The organism is uncultured Ruegeria sp. (assembly GCF_947489545.1).
Lineage (GTDB): Bacteria > Pseudomonadota > Alphaproteobacteria > Rhodobacterales > Rhodobacteraceae > Ruegeria.
The window spans coordinates 64,658-84,041 of the sequence record NZ_CANLDZ010000002.1 but is presented as its reverse complement, the minus strand read 5'-3'; the positions used below and the strand labels follow the sequence as shown (position 1 = coordinate 84,041).

Sequence of the window (19,384 nt, the reverse complement as noted above, 5' to 3'; positions counted from 1 at the left end):
AGTATCCGAATTATAAATCCATAATTGAGCAGTTTATCTGCAGTCTGATCGAAGTTAAATCCCTTTCACAGACACAACAGAGCTTATGCAGGAGGCGCAAATGACACGGACAGCCACAGTCAACTACCATGTTCACAAGTCTTATCGGCAAGCCTTTGAACTTGATGCTGGCGGGATCGCAGGCAACCTGATTTCCCCTGAACTGGCAGCGACATCTGTTGTGCTAGCGGACAACCGCACAACGACTTCTTCAGTTTCATTTGCGTGTGATGCCGTTGAAATCACGCCACTGAAAACGCAGGTCCGAGACTTTGCAGGCGACGGCTGGAAACCGATTTACGATACGGAACTAAAGGCGATGCTGCAGGACAGGCTGGGTGCGCGAGAGGTTGTGGTTTTTGATCACACCGTCCGGGTGGATGACCCCGAAGCAACGCGTAAACCGGCGCGCAATGTCCACAGTGACTACAGTAGAAATGGAGCCGAGCAACGCCTCGTCGATCTGTTGGGCGTCGAGACCGCAGCGGAATGGGCGCAAGGACACTATGCCTTTGTCAATGTATGGCGTCCTGTGGATCATCCTATAAACTCGGCACCCCTAGGATTTGTTCGCCCGTCGTCCGTTGACCCGTCTGACTGGATTCTGCTGGACCTGGTATATCCCGACCGCAAGGGGCAAATCATGGGGCTGGTGGGAAATCCTGATCATGAATGGATATATCAATCCAAGATGACGCCGGATGAGGTCGCAATCTTCAACATCTATGACAATCAAGGACTACCGTCGATTGCGCATAGCGCGCTCGATATGGTCGAGGATCCAAACGTCACTACCATTCGCAAAAGCATCGAGAGCCGCACTTTGGTGCGCTATTGAAGGAGGGCCAGATATGTTGGATGAAATGCAGCCGACTGAGTTTGCCCAAATCAACGTGGCCTACAACCGAGTGTTCCGTCCCGGGCGACTGAGTGTTGGCCTTGTGTTGCCTCTCGAAGCATATGCCGTCGGCGCAGAACCAACGCTACGGGATCATCTGGAAGCGGCTCAGAAAGCCGAGGAACTTGGGTTTGCAGCACTTTGGCTGCGGGATGTGCCTTTCAATGTTCCAAGCTTCGGTGATCCCGGCCAAATCTTCGATCCGTTTGTCTATCTGGGTGCGCTGGCAGCAGTGACGGGCCGGATTGCGCTTGGAACATCGAGTGTGATCCTGCCATTACGTCACCCCGCTCATGTCGCCAAGGCGGCAGCGACGGCTGATGTGCTGTCGGGTGGGCGTCTGCTGTTGGGTGTTGCTTCTGGTGATCGCCCTGAGGAATACCCGGCGATGAACCAGAGCTATAATGACCGTGGGACGCGTTTCCGCGACAGCTTTGGATACATCCGCGCGGTTGGATCGGCTTACCCCAAGCATGAAAATGCACAGGGCAAACTGCCTGGCGAGATTGACCTATTGCCAAAGCCGCACGGAACGCGCCTGCCGATGCTCATTACAGGTGGCAGCCAGCAAGCACCCGATTGGGTGGCGCAGAACGGAGATGGTTGGATGACCTATCCGCGCAGCGTGGTGGCTCAGGGCCAAGTCATTGCAGACTACCGGCGACTCGTGAAAGCAGCAGGCCAACTGGATAAGCCTGTCATGCAATCGCTCTATGTCGATGTCGTTGCCGACCCCGCTGCGCCTCCGCGCCCGATCCACCTTGGGTTTCAGTCTGGCACCAACTTCCTGCGCAGCTATCTGCACGAGATTGAAACGCTCGGGGTCAATCACGTCGCGCTGAACCTAAGGTTCAATCAAGCGCCCATCTATACAACCCTCGAACATCTGGCGGACACTGTGCTGCCTGACTTTTCCTGAAGGATCAGACCGATGAAAAAGACTATTCTCATTACAGGTTCAACCGACGGCATTGGCCTGCTGACAGCAAAGAAGCTGGCAGCCAATGGGCACAAAGTGCTCTTGCATGGTCGCAGTTTAGCCAAATTGGAGAGTGTTGCCACCGAAGTCGGCGGTGATGTCGAAACCTATGCCGCTGATCTGAGCGATCTGTCCGCGGTGCGAAAACTGGCCGAAAGCGTGCGGGCCAAGCATGGCAAACTAGATGTGTTGATCAACAACGCAGGTGTGCTGAAAGCCCCGCAAACCGTGCTTGAAAATGGTCAGGATATTCGCTTTGTCGTAAACACCCTTGCGCCATATCTGCTGACCGAATTGCTCTTGCCGATCATTCCTGCCGACGGGCGTGTGGTGAATCTGTCATCGGCGGCACAGGCCCCGGTGAACGTTAAGGCCATGCAGGGTAATGTGCCGCTGGCGGATATGGAAGCCTACGCCCAAAGCAAGTTGGCGATCACCATCTGGACCCAGAATTGGGCCAAGTCGCAAGCCGGAGCACCAGTTATGGTGGCTGTAAATCCCGGATCACTTTTGGCCTCCAAAATGGTGAAAGAGGGCTTTGGCGTAGCCGGGAACGACATGAACATAGGCGCTGATATTCTGATTGATGCGGCATTGGGAGAGCGGTTCGCCAATGCTTCGGGCGCTTATTTTGACAATGACAGCGGAGGCTTCGCGGATCCGCATGCCGCAGCACTGGACAAAGGTCACGTTGCCGACGTCATGAACACCATCAGAGGTTTGATTAGCCAGACCAACTGACCCGCGCGGCGCTAAAGCGCCAGCCGCTTCCAGCTTTAACACTCCCTTACCCCTCACGCGTGCTGCGTCGAGGCCCAAGAAAGGACTGCCTGATGAAATACGAAAACTTTCAAACTTTCGACGTAGCCGTCGAAAACGGCATTGCCACAGTGACATTCAACTTTGGCTCTGTGAACGTGCAAGGTCAGGAAATGCTGGCCGACCTCAACAGTCTGGCCATGCGCTTAGAGCGAGATCGCGACACCAAAGTTGTGATCTTTCAATCTGCCAACCCGGAAATCTGGGTCTGCCACTATGACACCGACCTGCTCAAGGACACGTCGACTGAGGCGGTATCCCGCGAAGATGCTCAGCTCTTGGACCTGCAGTCAGTCTGCGAACGCATCAGCAAGGTGCCGCAGGCCACCATCGCGAAGCTCGAAGGTTTTGCACGCGGAGGCGGGCACGAATTAGCGTTGGCGCTCGACATGCGCTTTGCCACGCGGGGAAAGTACAAGTTCATGCAGATGGAGGTCGGAATGGGCATCCTGCCCTGCGGCGGTGGCGCCTCGCGCATGGCCCGTCAAACCGGCCTTGGCAAAGCGCTTGAGATCATCCTGAGCGCGCAGGACTACGACGCGGATGATGCAGAGCGTCTGGGCACCATCAACAAAGCTTTGGAGCCGGATGAAATAGGCCCGTACGTGACAGCGCTGGCCGAGCGGATAGCACAGTTTCCAGCAGAGTCGATCAATGCCTGCAAACAGATGGTCTATGAATCGATCGACAAGCCTATTGATGAAGCGCTGAAAGCCGAAGCCTATTGGCTTTATCAGGCGACCAGCAAGACCCCAGCCGTCAAACGTTTCACCATCGCTGATGAACAAGGTCTGGAACACGACATCGAGAACCAGCGCAAATGGGGCGATCTGGTGATGCAGGTTCAGGACATCAACTGACCACCCCGAAACACAATGATCTTGTCAGGCGTGCATTGTTACGATGTGCGTCTGATGCAACATCCCAAAGGAACACCTTAATGAAAGCATTGGTTTTAACGCCTATGGATCCGACGCGCCGTTCGCGCTTACTGAAATGCCTGACCCTGTCACGACATCTGGATATGTAGTTGTCAAAGTGGCCGCGACCAACGTCAACACCGTCGATACAATGATCCGAGGCATGGGCGCGGACCTATCTCTGTCCACCAAATTACTAGCTGTGCTTGGCATGGATTTTGCTGGCACAATCGTCGCAATTGGCGAAGGCGTCAGAGATTTTGCCATAGGCGATGAGTTATATGGCTGTGACGGTGGGTTGAGGGACATCCCGGGCTCTCTCGCAGAGTACATTAGTGCAGATGCCCGCCTTATTGCATACAAACTCAAGACGCTGAGGATGCGAGACGCCGCAGAGCTGCCTCTCGTCGGTATCACCGCCTGCGAAGGGCTGAGCCGTGCTGGTGGTGGCGAAGGGCAGACCGTGCTGGCGCAAGGCGGTGCCGTTGGCGTTGGTATTATTGCCATCCAAATCGCCTGTCACCCTGATGCCAAAGTGTCCGTAACAGGCCGCGGCGCAGATCAGGTGGCCCTGATCGAGAACCTCAGGGGGCGTCCACTGGATTTCACAATGCAACAAATCGAGGACTATGTGGTAGAGCATACCGATGGCATGGGATTCGATGTGGTTTTCGACAGCGTGGGTGGGCCGAACCTGACGAACTCGTTCGAAGCCGCCAAGCTCAATGGCCATGTCGCCTCAACGGTCGAGATTGACTCGACGCCTGTGCATTTCAAAGGTCTGTCTCTGCACTTCGTCTTCATGTTGATCCCGCTGAATCACAATATCGGACGGCAAACCCATGGTGACATCCTGAGGATATTGGCCGACATGGCAGATGCGGGCGGGCTTAGACCAGTAGTCGACGAGTAAAGGTTTGGTTGGGCCGATGTCAGCGCAGCTCATACGCAATTGGCTAGTGGATCTGCGATCGGCCAAGTCGTTGTGGAGCTGTGACAAGATTCGGCTGGGATTGGTGCGTGCATATTGACCTTGCGCACCAACTCAGTTTGAGCTGCAATTGATATCGCCTATCAGTGCTTGGCTGGCTTTAGTGCAAATTGCAGCATAGGTTGCTTTAGGGCTCGCTGCGGACGTTGCGCCAGAAGGTTGGGTACGTAGACTGCATCCAGCGACGGGCTCTGTTTCTGTTGCGCACGGGGCTCGAAGTGTTCGGCATAGCAGTTCCTAAGTCTGTTTGCGTTCCGCAAGTGACGAAAGAAAGTGAGAGTCTCCGATGGTATGTCCCAAACCTCCGTATGCAGGCGCCTGCCTTTGTGGTGCTGTGCGGGTCAAAGTGACCGCGTCGCCGCTTTTAACCCTGGCATGCCATTGTCGCGATTGTCATAAATTCAGCGCGAGCGCGTATTCTCTCACGACGATGTTTCCAAGTGACAGTTTTTCTTACACTGGCGAAGTGATCAAAGGCGGTCGCCATTCAAGCGGACGGACGCATTTTTTTTGTGCGTCGTGCCTGAATTTCATCTATTCCCGGATTGAAGGGGCGGATTGGCGAGTTAACCTGCGGACGTCAGTGCTGGACCAAGCCGCGTCGTTCGAACCGTTCGTGGAATTGATGACTGATGAAAAGATGCCTTGGGTGGATGTGCCCGTCGCTCACAGTTTCTCACAGTTTCCTCAGTCACTGGACGACTTACAAGCGCTTCTGGATGGCTACGCCGAATGGTGGCAGAGGAGCGGAGGAACAGATGAGCCAACGCGGCGATCATAGCCACCGGCCATCCCATGTACGACATTGGTCAATTTAGGCTTGGAATTGGCATTATATCGTTTCCGGAACAAGGTGGGCCGCGGTGTGTTGCGCACGTAAGCTGATCGCTTGCGCCTGAGGGGCGGGATTGCTATCTCGGCCCAAGCCCGATGAAATTGATCGGGAAAGGCAACGGGGTCCATTGGTGACAGAGAACGCAGCTCCTCCTCGGTTGGAAATTCGAAATCTGGTCGCCCGGTATGACGGGCGGGTCGTGGTGGATGATGTTTCCCTGACCGTGCAGGCGGGGCAGGTGACCTGTTTGCTGGGCCCGTCTGGTTGCGGAAAGTCCACGACGCTGCGAATGATCGCGGGTGTCGAGATGCAGGAAAGCGGCCAGATCTACGTCGATGGCAAGCTGATTTGCGACACGGTGTTTCGGGTGCCGCCCGAGCGGCGGGAAATTGGCTTGATGTTTCAGGACTTTGCCCTTTTCCCGCATCTGAGCGTAGCCAACAACGTGGCGTTTGGCCTTAAGGGCAGTAAAGACGAAAAACGCGCCCGCGTGGAACAGCTGTTGGCCAAGGTCGATCTGATGCGCTTCATCGACGGGTTTCCGCATCACCTGTCGGGGGGCGAGCAGCAGCGTGTCGCGCTGGCCCGTGCGCTGGCCCCGCGTCCACGCATCATGCTGATGGACGAGCCCTTCTCGGGGCTCGATAACCGTTTGCGCGATGGTATCCGTGACGAAACGCTGGCAATCCTTAAGGAAGAAGACGCTGCTGTTCTGCTGGTCACGCACGAACCGGAAGAGGCGATGCGCATGGCCGATGAGATTGCGTTGATGCGGGGCGGCCGTATCGTGCAGCAAGGCGCGCCCTACAATGTGTACACACGCCCCGCGGATAAAGCGGCGGTCTCATTTTTTAGCGATGTCAACGTGTTGCGATCGCAAGTTAACGGAGCATTGGCCGAGACACCTTTTGGTCAATTCCTGGCGCCAGGGGTTCCAGACGGAACAGATGTCGAGATTGTCTTTCGCCCGCAACATATCAAGCTGGATTTCGACCGTAACGGCAAAGGTCCCCTGCCGACGGCCACGGACGGAGTTGCCGCACGCGGTGTTGTCGAGCGGGCCCGGTTTTTAGGCAATGAAAGCCTCGTCGAGTTCCGTATGGACTATGACGGCTCGATCCTAAGGGCAACGGTTCCGAACGTGTTCGTTCCGGGTCCGGGGAGGGTCATGTGGCTAACCATTCGACGTGACAGGTGTTTTGTATTTCCGGTCTGACAGGGTTTGCCCCGCAGTTTCCAACTAAGTGGTGCGCGAAAGCCGCAGATTGTGGCGGCGCGTCGCTTGCTGCAACGCGGTGGCACGTCTATCAAGGGCCAAACGCGGGGGTGGAACGGGCATGCGTATTCTTCTGACCAACGATGACGGGATTAACGCTCCGGGGTTGATCACGCTCGAGGCGATCGCAGCGGATCTGGCCGGACCCGACGGTGAGGTCTGGGTGGTTGCACCGGCATTCGAGCAATCGGGCGTTGGGCATTGCATCAGCTATACCCATCCCATGATGGTCGCAAAACTGGGGGACCGCCGATTTGCCGCCGAAGGCTCACCCGCGGATTGCGTTTTGGCCGGGTTGCACGACGTGATGATCGAATGCCCGCCGGATCTGGTGTTGTCAGGGGTGAACCGGGGCAACAACTCGGCCGAAAACACGCTGTATTCGGGGACAATCGGTGGCGCGATGGAGGCCGCTTTGCAAGGTGTGCCCGCAATCGCCCTGTCGCAGTATTTCGGACCGCGCAATCTGGGTTTGGAAGACCCGTTCGAGGCCGCCAAGCGGTTTGGCGCCGATCTTGTGCGCCGCATTTTGGACGCCACACCAGACGAGCAGGGCGATTACAGACTGTTCTACAACGTGAACTTTCCACCGGTTCCGGCCGATGAAGTTTTGGGCACTCGTGTCGCGCCGCAGGGCTATCGCAAAGATACCCGCTTTTCGGTCGAGCCGCACAGCTCGCCTTCGGGGCGACGGTTTCTGTGGATCAAGGGCGGATACCAGCACAACCCAACCGCGCCAGGAACAGATGCCGCCGTCAATCTGGAAGGATATATCTCGGTCACACCGATGCGTGCCGACCTGACGGCCTATGATACGCTGGAGGCGTTGAAGTCGATCGAATGAGCGGACTGGACCCGGAAACAGTGATGCAATTCCTGTTCGCCCTACGCAAGCGGGGCGTGACAGATGCGCGTGTTCTGGCCGCGATGGAAAAGGTTGACCGGGGCCGGTTTGTTACTGGCCTGTTCGCGGACCGGGCCTACGAAGATATGCCACTGCCCATCGCATGTGGTCAGACGATCAGCCAGCCTTCAGTTGTGGGGTTGATGACTCAGGCTCTGGACGTGCGCCCACGCGACACGGTGTTAGAGATTGGCACCGGGTCGGGGTATCAGGCAGCCGTCCTGTCCAAGCTGGCGCGCCGTGTCTACACAGTCGAGCGTCATCGGCGTTTGGTAAACGAAACCGGCAAGCTGTTCAGCGAAATGGGGCTGACCAATATCACTTCGATGTTGTCAGATGGATCCTATGGTTTGCCCGAGCAGGCGCCGTTTGACCGGGTCATTGTAACAGCCGCCGCCGAGGACCCGCCAGGACCGCTCTTGGCGCAGCTTAAAATCGGGGGTATCATGGTGCTACCCGTGGGACAGTCGGATGCGGTGCAGCAGCTTATCAAGGTGACGCGTACCGAGGACGGTCTGGACTATGACGAATTAACGTCTGTTCGTTTTGTGCCTCTGCTTGAGGGGCTTGGGAAGGACGAGACGTAAAGGACGTACCGAATTGGTCGCCGGAACCCCGGAAAACAGGGGCAGGCGTTGAGGACAAAATGATGAGAGCAGTTTCCAAATCAGCGATACGCCGCTGTGCGACAGGGGTTGCCGCACTGGCGGTTTTGGCCGGGTGCGAAGGTCCGTTGGACTATGATCTGCGCGGTGAAGTCGGCGGATTTTCGACATCGCCAGCCGCGTTATCCGCAACCGCCAACAGGCCAGCGCCGGATGGGCGTGGCGTTATCACCTATCCCAACTATCAGGTTGCCGTTGCCCGCCGGGGTGACACGGTTGCAGATGTGGCCGCCCGTGTGGGCCTGCCTGGAGGGGAACTGGCCCGTTTCAATGGCCTGCAACCCAATGACGGGCTGCGTGATGGCGAAATCCTCGCCCTGCCGCGATCGGTCGGCGGTGCGAGTGGCGTAGACATTGCCACAATTGCTGGCACAGCGATTGATCAGGCACCCGATTCTGGCGGTGTTCAGACGACGACATTGGAGCCCGCCAAGCCCAAAGCCACCACGGCGCCCGTGCAGCCCGGTCCAGAGCCGACGCGACATAAAGTGAAACGTGGCGAAACCGCCTATACGATTTCGCGCCTGTACAACGTACCGGTCGAGTCGCTGGCCGAGTGGAACGGGCTGGGGCCTGATTTCGCAATCCGGGAAGGGCAGTACCTGCTTATTCCCGTCAAGGACCAGGCGGCCCCTCGGCAAACCGCAGCGGCTGCTCCGGTTGCTGCGACCGAGGTGACTCAGCCGGGACAGGGCTCACCCACACCGACCCCGCCTAGTGCGACGCAACCATTGCCGGAAGAAAAGATTGAGGCGGCTGAGGCGCCGGATGTCACAGCCGAGGCGCCCAGCAATTCCACCGGATCAGGGGCGTTGTCTCTGCCTGTGTCGGGTAAGATCATTCGGACCTACGACAAGGGCAAGAACGAAGGCATCGATATCGCAGCTGCCCCGGGGACCTCGGTTCAAGCGGCCGAAGCAGGAACAGTTGCAGCCATCACGGCGGATGCAGACCAAGTGCCAATCATAGTGGTCAAGCACACCAACGATCTGCTGACCGTTTACGCCAATGTTGAAGGCATCACCGTCAAAAAAGGTGATCGGGTTCGGCGCGGTCAAAAGATTGCTGCGCTGCGCGGTGGGGACAATGCCTATGTACACTTCGAGGTGCGCAAAGGATTTGAATCTGTCGATCCCGAGCCATATCTGAAGTGATTTCGGCGCCGTCCGTACCCGGCCACCTCGCTGATAAAGCTTCGAAGGAAATCACGCGGCATCAGGCGGTTGGGTCATAGTCACTCAACCGTTTTCCTGGCTCGTCCGCAAAGACTTCGGGCATAGGTGTGACGGTTTCGGTCAGGTCGATACGGAACACGCGAAAGCCTTCTCGCAACTCGCACCAGGCGGTCAGCGTCCAGACTCGCCCCCAGTATTCCATATGCAGGGGGCGGATAACTCGATCTGTCAGAACACCGTCGATACGGCGATAGGACAAGCGTAGTTTTTGACGGGATTTGATCGCCGCTCGGATCGGGGCCATATGAGCCAGACCACGCGCGGCATCTGCAGAGGGATAGACGGCGAATTTCCAGGTATCGGCCTCGGCCACGACCTGTGTCGGCAGCACAGAATCGATCTTGTCGGCAAGCGACCCCGCAGCCGCCTTTAGGTCGGGATCAGCTGCCTCGGCCACAATGGCCATGCCCAGATTCAGCGCTTCAAGCTCGGCGGGTGTCAGGTTCAGCGGGGGCAGGGTGATCTGCTCGCGCACCATATATCCCACACCACGCTCGCCCTCGACCGGAACGCCCGAAGCAACCAACGTGTCCATGTCGCGATAGATCGTGCGGACCGACACCTCAAGCCGGTCTGCAATGTCCTGCGCGCGGTGTAATTTGCCGTCGCGCAGGATCTGAATGATATCAAACAGTCGATCAGTGCGGCGCATTTGCTTTCCTCGGGCGCGCCGCCCTGTCCGTTACGATGTCATATTCCATAGCACATGCTCATGTCTGACCTGAACGCTGTCTGGCTGCATAGTGGCCATCAGGGCCGAGGCAAAATTCTGCTCCGGGAATTGCGCGGCGGCATCTTTCGCGGACTGCATGTCCTGCCAAATCACATAATCGGTCCATTGACCTTCCTCGCCCAGACTGAGCTGACGGTGCATAAAGCCGGGCGCTGAACGCACGAACTCTTCCGAGGCCTGACTGAGTTTCACGAACTCTTCCGAGGTGGTGCCATTGGCCAGCTTGAATGTTACAATTTCTGCGACTTGGGTCATCTGAGTCTCCGTTGACTGGGTTTAGATGCCCTAGACCTAGCCACCATCAACTGACATAAACCTGTCAGTTGAAAAAGGCGAGCCCTTAGAAAATGCCCAAACTCATCAATTTCGGGCCATCCAATGCCTCAGATCTCTTTCTGCAGAGCGCTTTGGGTCGTAAACACAACGCGAAAACAGATTTCCGGCGCGCTTAGCGTCGACGCACTAGGAGAAAAGACATGCTTAACAATATCGGTTTACCCGGCATCCTGCTCATCGCAGTTGTGGTTCTGGTCCTGTTTGGACGCGGAAAAATCAGTTCGCTGATGGGCGAAGTCGGCAAAGGCATCACTTCGTTCAAGAAGGGTGTTAAAGAAGGCGTGGAAGAGGGCGAACAGGAAGCCTCGGAACTGGCCAAGGACGTCACGCCGGAAACCGAAAAAGACAAGGTCTAATTCCCAATGTTTGATCTGGGCATGACCGAGCTTCTGGTCATCGGCGTCGTCGCCCTGATTGTGGTCGGGCCGAAAGACTTGCCGGTGTTGTTCCGCAATGTCGGCCGATGGGTTGGCAAGGCGCGGGGCATGGCGCGTGAATTCAGCTCGGCGATGAACGATGCGGCTGATGAGGCCGGCGTGAATGAGATCAAAAAGGGGCTGAATGCCGCGACCAACCCGGTCGGGAGCGCGATGGACGGCGTGAAAGAGGCCGCGCAAGATATGGCCAAAAGCATCGATCCAACCAAGTTCGATCCAGACAGCGAAACTGGCAAGCTTGCGGCCGAACGGGCAGAACAGGCCAAGAAAATTCAGGCCACGACGGCCCGTGCTGCGGCCGAACGCAAGGCCAAAGAAGCTGCTGACGCACTGGCAAAGGCAGAAGAGGCCGAAGCCGCGCTGAACACTGAAAGCAAAACATGAGCAAGACCGACGAAATCGAGGATTCCTCGGCCCCTTTGATTGAACATCTGGCCGAACTGCGCACGCGGCTGATCCGGTCCGTCATCGCGTTTGTTATTGGCATCATCGTCGCGTTCACGGTGGCCGAACCGATCTTGCAGTTTTTGGTGCAACCGATCGAGGCAACGCTGCGTGCCCTGGGTGATCCTGCGCCGACGCTGCAATATACGTCGCCTCAGGAATACTTGTTCACGCTGTTCAGGATCTCGATGGTGTTCGGGTTTGCGCTGGCGTTCCCGGTGATCTCGTACCAGTTGTGGCGCTTTGTGGCACCGGGGCTTTACAAGTCTGAAAAGGGTGCTTTCATGCCCTTTCTTGTCGCGTCACCGTTTATGTTCCTGCTGGGCGCATCCTTTGCGCAGTTTGTCGTTACGCCCTTGGCGATGCAGTTCTTTTTGGGCTTTGCAGATGTCAGCTCGATTTTCGCCAACCTGCTGTCAGCCACAAGTGGCGATGTACCTGAAGAAATCGTTGTTGTCCCTGAAACCGCTGAAGGCGTGAAAATCACCTTCTTTGGCAAGGTCAACGAGTCCTTGGACATCACACTCAAATTCATCATTGCGTTTGGCCTGTGTTTCCAGTTGCCAGTGTTGCTGACCCTTATGGGCAAAGCCGGGCTGGTCAGTGCCGAAGGCCTGGGCAGCGTTCGAAAATACGCGATGGTAGGCATCCTTGTCTTGGCTGCGCTGGTCACACCGCCAGATGTGATCACTCAGATCATCCTGTTTGTCGTGGTCTATGGTCTGTACGAGGTCTCCATCTTCCTGGTGGCACGTGTCGAGAAGAAGCGCGAAGAAAAACTGCGTGCCGACGGTTATTACGACGACGAAGCCGAGGCAGACGATGACCTGATGCAGGACTTCGAAGACGACAAGTAATGTGCTTGTGAAATTGGATCAGGCGCGCCCTTGTTTGGCGCGCCTTTTTCATGTGCAGCCCTTGTTGCGCGGGACGGAACATGATTGAAACCCTGCGAAATACTCCGGAGGAACCGATGGACGATCAAGCCCTGAATCGTATTGCCGACGCGTTGGAGCGTATGGCACCAGCACCTCTGGCCGCGCCCGATTTCAACGCCGCTTCGGCTTTTGTATGGCACGTGGATCCAGATCGGCTGGTGCCGGTTGCGCAGGTCAATCGGGTCGATCTGGACTTGCTGGTGGGCATCAATCGGTCGCGGGATACTCTGCTGGATAACACGCGTCGGTTCGCAACTGGCTTCAAGGCCAACAACGCGCTGCTTTGGGGCGCGCGGGGGATGGGGAAATCCAGCCTAGTGAAGGCGGTTCATGGCACGTTGCACGCGGATCATCCTGACCTGAAACTGGTGGAGCTGCAGCGCGAAGATATGGGCTCGGTCGCGCGCTTGCTAAACCACCTGCGCGCCGCGCCGCACAGGTTCATCCTGTTTTGCGATGACCTGTCTTTCAGCCATGATGACCAGCACTATAAATCGCTCAAAGCGGTTCTGGATGGCGGCATCGAGGGCCGACCCGAGAATGTGGTGTTCTACGCTACCTCTAACCGCCGCCACCTGATGCCAAGGGACATGATCGAAAACGAACGCTCCAGCGCGATCAACCCGTCCGAGGCGGTCGAGGAAAAAGTATCGCTGTCGGATCGTTTTGGCCTGTGGTTAGGCTTCCACCCCTGTGATCAGGACGAATATCTGGCCATGATCGACCGCTACTGCGCGGCTTATGGCGTTACTGTCGATGCGGAAATGCTGCGGGCTGAAGCCATTGAATGGCAAGCCACGCGCGGCGCGCGCTCAGGCCGCGTCGCCTGGCAGTTTTTTGTCGACCTGGCAGGTCGCAACGGCGTCTATATCGCATAACGCGCCGCTTCATCTGGCAAAAAATATCCCCGCCGGAGGCATGGCCCGAAAGACCATTCCTAAATCTGAGCGAGAACTTGCGCGGCTGCGTCCGACGTGCTGGTCAGTGCATCACGGTCTTCACCGGGATGAAACCGGGCCCGTACTGCCGTGGGCATAGGCGCAGGTTCGACGATCGAAACCCTAGGTCCGGTGCGCTCGGTTTCAGCTGCCCAGCTGCGCGCCAGGGCCATCTGGGTCGCTTTGGTCGCACCGTAAATGCCGTAGAATTTCTCTCCGGCTTTGGGGTCGTCAAAGAATACGGCATGCCCGGCCTCACCCAAAAGTGGTGCAACATACGGGATCAGGATCGACGTGGCATTGGCATTTGTATTGATCGCCTTGGTCCATTCCTTGGGGTCGACAAAATGCGCAGGCGTAAGGGCCGAGGTATGGATTGCGGTATGCAGCCACAGATCGATCTTGCCCCAACGATCATGAATGCCACGGCACAGGGTCGCCATGGCGTTGGGGTCCGTGATGTCCATCGGCGCCAGAGTGGCCGAGCCACCTTTGGCCTGAATGCGGTCGTCCAGCTCTTCCAGCCCACCGGTTGTGCGGGCCACGGCGACGACGTGATAGTCGGGCACCAGCGCCTCGGCCAAGGCTGCACCCAATCCGCGAGAAGCCCCTGTGACAAGGGCGATTTTGATCTGATCGGTCATGACTGCGGTTTGACCCGCCGCACGCGGGGCGTCAAGATGCGATTAGCTGCCGGGGATGGCGATCCGCTTGGTTTGGCCGCTTTGTCGCAGCATGATGCCATGTTCGTCGATGGCAACCACCGTGCCCGAGGCGACCCGGCTGCCGGTTTTCACCTCTTTCACACGGCCGGATGACAGTCGCATCAGAGCATGCAGGTCAGCTTTCGGCCCAAATATCCCCAGAACCGAGACCGAATTCTTTTTCAACGCGCCCTTTTGAGTGGCCGCGCTTTTGACAGTGGCGTTTGACATGAAATGCGGTCAGGGCAGGGGCCCAACCCCTTTTTGGTGAGTGGTGGTCAGGCGCCGGCTATCAAACAGGATAAGGGAACAAAAGACTGCCGCAGCGTCGCAAAATCTCATGTGACACGGGCTTTCTGGAACCCCTTGCTAAACCGTCATATTCTGGATGGCATCGTGCGCGGATTTCTACCGGTGACGGCAAATGGTCAGGCGACACCGGCAATACATGCCGCGGCACTAGATGTCCAAACGCATCGCGATTCGGGTCGAGACCGCCTGTCGATGCCGGTGATCAACCCGAGGCGAGCTTGGCTGCATTCCACGACCCGCCCGGAACTTGCATATCCTCCCGCTTTTTGCTGACGCGGGTGCTGTTTTCCAGGCTGTCCAGATAATCCGGGCTGACACTGCCGGTGATGTATTCGCCGTCAAAACACGAACAGTCAAATGCCTCGATGTCAGGATTGCCTTCTTTGGCGGCCCAGATCAGATCGTCCAGATGCTGATAGAACAGGGCGTCTGCGCCCAGTTCTTCGCGGATCTCTTCGATGTCTTTACCGTTTGCGATCAATTCGTGTTTTGTCGGCATGTCGATGCCGTAGACATTTGGATATTTCACCGGCGGTGAGGCGCTGGCGACGTAAACTTTCTTAGCACCTGCTTCCCGGCACATCTGAACGATCTTTTTGATTGTGTTGCCGCGCACGATCGAATCGTCGATCAGCAAGACATTGTGGTCTTTGAACTCCAACGGAACCGCGTTTAGTTTGCGTCGTACGGATTTCTGGCGTTCTTCCTGGCCCGGCATGATGAAGGTCCGTCCGACATAGCGGTTCTTGACCAGACCTTCCCGATACGAAATGCCGGTGGCCTTGGCGACTTCCAGTGCCACAGGGCGGGCGCTGTCAGGGACCGGTATGATCCGATCGATCTCAAGCCCTGCGGCCTCAATCTGGCGTGCCAGCGTCTGGCCCATGCGCATTTGGGTTTTGTAAACGGATACACCGTCCAGCATCGAATCCGGACGCGCCAGATAGACGTATTCAAAGATACAAGGTGTCAACTGACCGTCGACCGCCTGGAACGTGTGCATGTTGCCGTCCAGATCAATCAGGATGGCCTCACCCGGCTTGACGTCGCGCAGCTTGTCAAAGCCGTTGATGCCAAATGCTACGTCCTCGGACGCAAATGCATAGTCGTCGCCTGCGCCGTCGACCTCTCGCTTGGCAACTGACAGGGGGCGAATGCCATAAGGATCGCGGAAGGCCAGCATCCCGACGCCGGCCACCAGACAGATCACCGAATAGGCGCCCTGAACACGTTCCATGGTCATTTTGACCCCAGCAAAGATGTTGCGGATCGGGTCGGCGTTGCCATTGACCTTGATCGCATCGGCGACTTTATCGGCCATCACGTTTAGTAGAATTTCGGAATCCGACGTAGTCCGCAGGTGGCGACTGTACTTGCCGGTGACCTTCTCGCGCTGCGCGGCGGTGTTGGTGATGTTGCCGTTGTGAACCAGATAGATGCCGTAGGGCGCGTTCACGAAGAACGGCTGCGCCTCAGACGCGCTGAGCGATCCTGCTGTTGGATAGCGGACATGGCCCATGCCGATTTTGCCCATAAGAGTCTCGGCATCGCTGGCATTGAAGACGTCCTTCACCAGACCGTTGGATTTTTTCTCGCGGAAAAATTCGCCATTGTAAGTAACGATACCCGAGGCGTCCTGGCCGCGGTGCTGCAACATCAACAGCCCATCATAGATTTCCGCAAAGACATCATGTGTCCGGCTTGCGATCCCCAAAATCCCACACATGTACGGGCTCCAACTTCTATGATTTTTTGACGCGAGGTTTGACTGGCCGCCGGGATCGGATCATTTGCATCGAGGGCGCATAGCGTGTGATTTCTGCTGTTCTTGACGCCAAATAGGCGAACATCATAGCCGCGGCGGCAAATGAATACAGAAAGAACAAGATCGGCGGCTCCGATTCCGTGACGGGTTGGGTTCCACATACTGCCTAACAGCGGCGCTGTCATCAAAGGATCACAAACACCTATTGCCGCAGGTCATATTTGTGTTCGGCAAAGACACAGCACGAGGTTGGTGACATGCGCAAACATATATGCTGTCATGTTGATGCGTCGGTGCAATTCTTATTCCAGAGTCGCAGGCAGGGTTCGAGTATGTGGCAAAACAAACCTACCTATCGCAAAGAAGAAAAGCCCAAGCGGCGCTGCCATCGGTGCCAGGGTATGGGGCGGGCGCCCTGTCAGATTTGCAACGGGACGGGTGAAGTGATCAAAAGCCGCGATGTTTATGGCAAGCCGATCAGCAGCCGTTGTGATGGGTGTTTCGGGGTGAAATCAAGCCGTTGCACTGTCTGCGGCGGAGAAGGCTTCGTCTGAGCGCTGCGCAAGAAAAAGCCCGGTCAAACGCCGGGCTTAGATACAAACTTGTGAACTTGCGTAATCAGCTATCGGAGGGTGCCGCTTCGGCAGGTGCCTCGGTACCAGCGGTACAGCTTGCCACCAGCTCTTCATACTGTTGTGTCACCCAGCCCAGAGCTTGTTCTGGGTTCTGCTCTTCGATTTGCGAGCTGAACTGTTCGAACACTTTGGCCGAGCGGCTTTCGTCAACGATCGTATAAGACTGCCCGGTCATTACGGTGTCGTACACAAAGAAGGCGATGGCCACCAACAGGATGCCCCTGGCAATACCGAAGAAGAACCCCAGCGCCTGATCCAGCCCGCCAAGCGCCGAGCGCTGCACCAGCGAGGAAAACAGCGGTGTGAAGATGCTGACCACGATCAGGGCGATTGCAAAGACGGCAGCGAAACCGGTGATCACCGACAATTCACAGCTGTCGCGCAGGAAATCTCCAACCACCGGGATTTCCTTGACCAGCGGTACCGCTTGTGGCGCGAAAATGAACGCCAGAACGGCGGCCGCGACCCAGCCTATGATGGCCATGACTTCGCGCATGAACCCGCGCGAATAGGCCAGCAGGCCCGACAGAACGATGATCAGGGCGACCACCCCGTCAATAATTGTAAAACCTTCCATGGCCCTCGCCTGTTCTTTTTTTCTGCCCCTCAGGGCGCGACCTTAACCTGCTCCGAAGGTTTCGCCAACAAACCCCACCAAATCAGAGGGTCGGGTGAGTGTCAGACCTGCCACAGTGCCGGTTTTGCCACCTGCCGGAGCAATCGCAGCTGTGAAACCAAGTTTTTGCGCTTCTTTCAACCTGTTTTCGGTCTGCGGGGCCGGTCTAAGTGCCCCAGATAGCGAGATTTCTCCAAAAACAACGGTATCAGCGGGCAGGGCCGTGTCTTCGCGCGCGCTCAATAGTGCGGCGGCCACTGCCAGATCGGCTGCAGGTTCGCCAATTTTCAACCCGCCGGCAACGTTGAGATACACATCAAGCCCGGCAAAGGGAATCCCGCAGCGGGCTTCGAGCACCGCGAGGATCATCGCCAACCGCCCGCTGTCCCAGCCTACAACGGTGCGGCGGGGTTGCGAATGCGGCGATGGGGCAACAAGGGCCTGTAGTTCCACCAGTACGGGCCGGGTGCCTTCGATCCCTGCGAATACAGCAGACCCCGGGCTTGGTGTGCCGCGTTCGGACAGGAAAAGTGCAGAGGGATTGGTGACCTGAGCCAACCCCTTGCCGGTCATCTCGAACACTCCGATCTCGTCCGCCGGACCAAAACGGTTCTTGACGGCGCGCAGGATGCGGAACTGGTGGCCGCGTTCGCCTTCGAAATAGAGCACGGTGTCGACCATATGTTCGACAACGCGGGGCCCTGCGATCTGGCCTTCCTTGGTGACGTGACCAACCATGATGATCGACACCCCGTGTCGTTTTGCAAACGTGGTCAATTCATGCGCTGCCGCACGAACTTGTGACACCGAGCCGGGGGCACTGTCGACATTGTCGGCCCACATGGTCTGGATCGAATCGATAATAGCGAGGCCGGGTTTCTCGGCCTCAAGCGTGGTCAGGATATCGCGCAGGTTGGTTTCGGCTGCCAGTTGCACCGGCGCGTCCTCGAGCCCAAGACGCCGGGCGCGCATCCGAACCTGAGCGCTGGCCTCTTCGCCCGAGACATAGATGGTTTTGACGCCAGCCCGGGCAAACCGCGCGGCAGCTTGCAGCAGCAGGGTCGATTTCCCGATCCCGGGATCACCGCCGACCAGAAGGGCCGAGGCCGGCACCAGACCACCCCCCAGCACGCGGTCGAGTTCGTCCACGCCACACAAGGTGCGTGGTGGCGGGGCTTCTTCGGTCGCCAGATCGGACAGGACAATGGACTGACCGCGCTTTCCACCCAAGGACTTTTTGGCCGGGCCCGCTGATAGCGGTGCGTTCTGTATGATGGTGTTCCATTCGCCGCAGCCGTCACAACGCCCGGACCAGCGGGTATGTGTCGCGCCGCAGGCCGAGCAGGAGAAAGTTGTCGTCTTTGCCATGGCGCCCTTGGTGCCCGAGGATGGGCGGTTCTTCAAGCCCTTGCGGGCTTTCCTCACCGCCGGTGGCGCGCCGCGTCCTCAGGCCTGCGGGCCATCGGGTGCGGCGGGCGCTGACGCGCCGTCGCGTTGGTTAAACCGGAGCGTCGCTGGATTTGCTTTGGCGTTCTGTCAGGTAGCCCAGAAGGATCGACGCCAGGATGCAGAGTGTGAACAGGTATAGACCCCATGCTGTTTCGATTGTCGCGTATGAGATTCCCTTGGCCAATGTGATGTAAAGCGCGATTAGGAAGATGTCGGCCATGGCCAGTTTGCCGAGGATGTTCAGTGCGGGTTGGACACGGGCGTCCAGCAGGTTCCATTGGATCAGGGCGGTGCCGATGGTTTTGATATAGGGGGCGAAGAGCGCGAAGATGGTGACGACCAGTGCGAGGAAGACGTCGGATTTCCACAGGGACTGAAGGCCGGTGATGACGCTGATCTCTGAAAGGCCAAAGATCGGAAGGAACCCGGCGCGCATCAGCGGGGCGAACCACGCGATGGGGTAGAGGATCAGCAGGGAAAGGGTGGCGAGGCGGAGCATGTGCCTACATTGGTTAT

Annotated in this window: 22 protein-coding genes and 1 pseudogene; 15 read left to right on the top strand and 8 right to left on the bottom strand. The window is 57.4% G+C overall.

Features of this window, described 5'->3' with window-relative positions; translation table 11 throughout:
* The first annotated feature begins 100 nt into the window (after positions 1 to 100).
* From Q1B13_RS03080 to Q1B13_RS03030, 11 genes and pseudogenes are all read left to right on the top strand, one after another.
* Positions 101 to 877: a CmcJ/NvfI family oxidoreductase gene (locus Q1B13_RS03080; protein ID WP_299075776.1), complete on the top strand. Its 777-nt coding sequence runs from the start codon at positions 101 to 103 to the stop codon at positions 875 to 877.
* Positions 878 to 890: 13 nt separating this feature from the next.
* Entirely contained in the window at positions 891 to 1,856 is a 966-nt protein-coding gene (locus Q1B13_RS03075) for an LLM class oxidoreductase (RefSeq protein WP_299075774.1), read from the top strand.
* Between the two features lie 12 nt (positions 1,857 to 1,868).
* Positions 1,869 to 2,657: an SDR family NAD(P)-dependent oxidoreductase gene (locus Q1B13_RS03070; protein WP_299075772.1), complete on the top strand. Its 789-nt coding sequence runs from the start codon at positions 1,869 to 1,871 to the stop codon at positions 2,655 to 2,657.
* 92 nt (positions 2,658 to 2,749) lie between these two features.
* Positions 2,750 to 3,595: an enoyl-CoA hydratase/isomerase family protein gene (locus Q1B13_RS03065; protein ID WP_299075770.1), complete on the top strand. Its 846-nt coding sequence runs from the start codon at positions 2,750 to 2,752 to the stop codon at positions 3,593 to 3,595.
* A 136-nt stretch (positions 3,596 to 3,731) separates the two neighbouring features.
* On the top strand, positions 3,732 to 4,568 hold the full coding sequence (locus Q1B13_RS03060) for a zinc-binding dehydrogenase (RefSeq protein ID WP_299075767.1): 837 nt from the start codon (positions 3,732 to 3,734) through the stop codon (positions 4,566 to 4,568).
* A 364-nt stretch (positions 4,569 to 4,932) separates the two neighbouring features.
* Positions 4,933 to 5,262 (top strand): annotated as a pseudogene (locus Q1B13_RS03055) (GFA family protein); the annotation flags it as partial.
* Between the two features lie 9 nt (positions 5,263 to 5,271).
* Positions 5,272 to 5,427 carry a hypothetical protein gene (locus Q1B13_RS03050; RefSeq protein ID WP_299799718.1) on the top strand — a complete coding sequence of 52 codons (156 nt, stop codon included), beginning with the start codon at positions 5,272 to 5,274 and terminating at the stop codon, positions 5,425 to 5,427.
* A 184-nt stretch (positions 5,428 to 5,611) separates the two neighbouring features.
* On the top strand, positions 5,612 to 6,697 hold the full coding sequence (locus Q1B13_RS03045; RefSeq protein ID WP_299075762.1) for an ABC transporter ATP-binding protein: 1,086 nt from the start codon (positions 5,612 to 5,614) through the stop codon (positions 6,695 to 6,697).
* A gap of 121 nt (positions 6,698 to 6,818) precedes the next feature.
* Positions 6,819 to 7,601: a 5'/3'-nucleotidase SurE gene (gene surE, locus Q1B13_RS03040; RefSeq protein ID WP_299075760.1), complete on the top strand. Its 783-nt coding sequence runs from the start codon at positions 6,819 to 6,821 to the stop codon at positions 7,599 to 7,601.
* Positions 7,598 to 8,248: a protein-L-isoaspartate(D-aspartate) O-methyltransferase gene (locus tag Q1B13_RS03035; RefSeq protein WP_299075757.1), complete on the top strand. Its 651-nt coding sequence runs from the start codon at positions 7,598 to 7,600 to the stop codon at positions 8,246 to 8,248. The genes surE and Q1B13_RS03035 overlap by 4 nt, the downstream gene beginning before the upstream one ends.
* A gap of 62 nt (positions 8,249 to 8,310) precedes the next feature.
* Positions 8,311 to 9,480 (top strand): peptidoglycan DD-metalloendopeptidase family protein, encoded by a 1,170-nt coding sequence (locus tag Q1B13_RS03030; RefSeq protein WP_299075754.1) that lies wholly within the window; start codon positions 8,311 to 8,313, stop codon positions 9,478 to 9,480.
* A 61-nt stretch (positions 9,481 to 9,541) separates the two neighbouring features.
* On the opposite strand, the gene Q1B13_RS03025 is transcribed toward Q1B13_RS03030, so the two are convergent.
* A complete protein-coding gene (locus Q1B13_RS03025) occupies positions 9,542 to 10,213 on the bottom strand; it encodes a YafY family protein (RefSeq protein ID WP_299075751.1) in 672 nt (223 codons plus the stop codon).
* A 30-nt stretch (positions 10,214 to 10,243) separates the two neighbouring features.
* Entirely contained in the window at positions 10,244 to 10,549 is a 306-nt protein-coding gene (locus tag Q1B13_RS03020) for a hypothetical protein (RefSeq protein ID WP_299075748.1), read from the bottom strand.
* Between the two features lie 221 nt (positions 10,550 to 10,770).
* Between Q1B13_RS03020 and Q1B13_RS03015 the strand changes: the two genes are divergently transcribed.
* The 4 genes from Q1B13_RS03015 to Q1B13_RS03000 all read left to right on the top strand — a co-directional run bounded on the left by Q1B13_RS03015 (position 10,771) and on the right by Q1B13_RS03000 (position 13,327).
* A complete protein-coding gene (locus Q1B13_RS03015; RefSeq protein ID WP_120635614.1) occupies positions 10,771 to 10,986 on the top strand; it encodes a twin-arginine translocase TatA/TatE family subunit in 216 nt (71 codons plus the stop codon).
* A gap of 6 nt (positions 10,987 to 10,992) precedes the next feature.
* Entirely contained in the window at positions 10,993 to 11,451 is a 459-nt protein-coding gene (gene tatB, locus Q1B13_RS03010) for a Sec-independent protein translocase protein TatB (RefSeq protein ID WP_299075745.1), read from the top strand.
* The gene (locus tag Q1B13_RS03005) at positions 11,448 to 12,368 is read left to right on the top strand and encodes a twin-arginine translocase subunit TatC (protein ID WP_299075742.1); all 921 of its coding nucleotides are present in this window, start codon (positions 11,448 to 11,450) and stop codon (positions 12,366 to 12,368) included. The genes tatB and Q1B13_RS03005 overlap by 4 nt, the downstream gene beginning before the upstream one ends.
* A 116-nt stretch (positions 12,369 to 12,484) precedes the next feature.
* Complete coding sequence (locus Q1B13_RS03000; protein WP_299075737.1) at positions 12,485 to 13,327, top strand: ATP-binding protein; 843 nt, start codon at positions 12,485 to 12,487, stop codon at positions 13,325 to 13,327.
* Positions 13,328 to 13,386: 59 nt separating this feature from the next.
* Here the strand turns inward: Q1B13_RS03000 and Q1B13_RS02995 are convergent, their stop codons facing one another.
* The 6 genes from Q1B13_RS02995 to Q1B13_RS02970 all read right to left on the bottom strand — a co-directional run bounded on the left by Q1B13_RS02995 (position 13,387) and on the right by Q1B13_RS02970 (position 19,367).
* Positions 13,387 to 14,031 (bottom strand): SDR family oxidoreductase, encoded by a 645-nt coding sequence (locus tag Q1B13_RS02995; RefSeq protein WP_299075734.1) that lies wholly within the window; start codon positions 14,029 to 14,031, stop codon positions 13,387 to 13,389.
* A gap of 42 nt (positions 14,032 to 14,073) precedes the next feature.
* Entirely contained in the window at positions 14,074 to 14,322 is a 249-nt protein-coding gene (locus Q1B13_RS02990; protein ID WP_298934845.1) for a hypothetical protein, read from the bottom strand.
* Between the two features lie 283 nt (positions 14,323 to 14,605).
* Positions 14,606 to 16,129: an amidophosphoribosyltransferase gene (gene purF / locus Q1B13_RS02985; protein ID WP_299075731.1), complete on the bottom strand. Its 1,524-nt coding sequence runs from the start codon at positions 16,127 to 16,129 to the stop codon at positions 14,606 to 14,608.
* A gap of 657 nt (positions 16,130 to 16,786) precedes the next feature.
* Positions 16,787 to 17,380, bottom strand: coding sequence for a CvpA family protein (locus Q1B13_RS02980; protein ID WP_298934847.1), 594 nt, complete (start codon positions 17,378 to 17,380; stop codon positions 16,787 to 16,789).
* 42 nt (positions 17,381 to 17,422) lie between these two features.
* Positions 17,423 to 18,787: a DNA repair protein RadA gene (gene radA, locus Q1B13_RS02975; RefSeq protein ID WP_299075728.1), complete on the bottom strand. Its 1,365-nt coding sequence runs from the start codon at positions 18,785 to 18,787 to the stop codon at positions 17,423 to 17,425.
* A gap of 130 nt (positions 18,788 to 18,917) precedes the next feature.
* Positions 18,918 to 19,367, bottom strand: a complete 450-nt coding sequence (locus tag Q1B13_RS02970) for a paraquat-inducible protein A (RefSeq protein WP_299075722.1) — start codon at positions 19,365 to 19,367, stop codon at positions 18,918 to 18,920.
* Between the last annotated feature and the right edge of the window lie 17 nt (positions 19,368 to 19,384).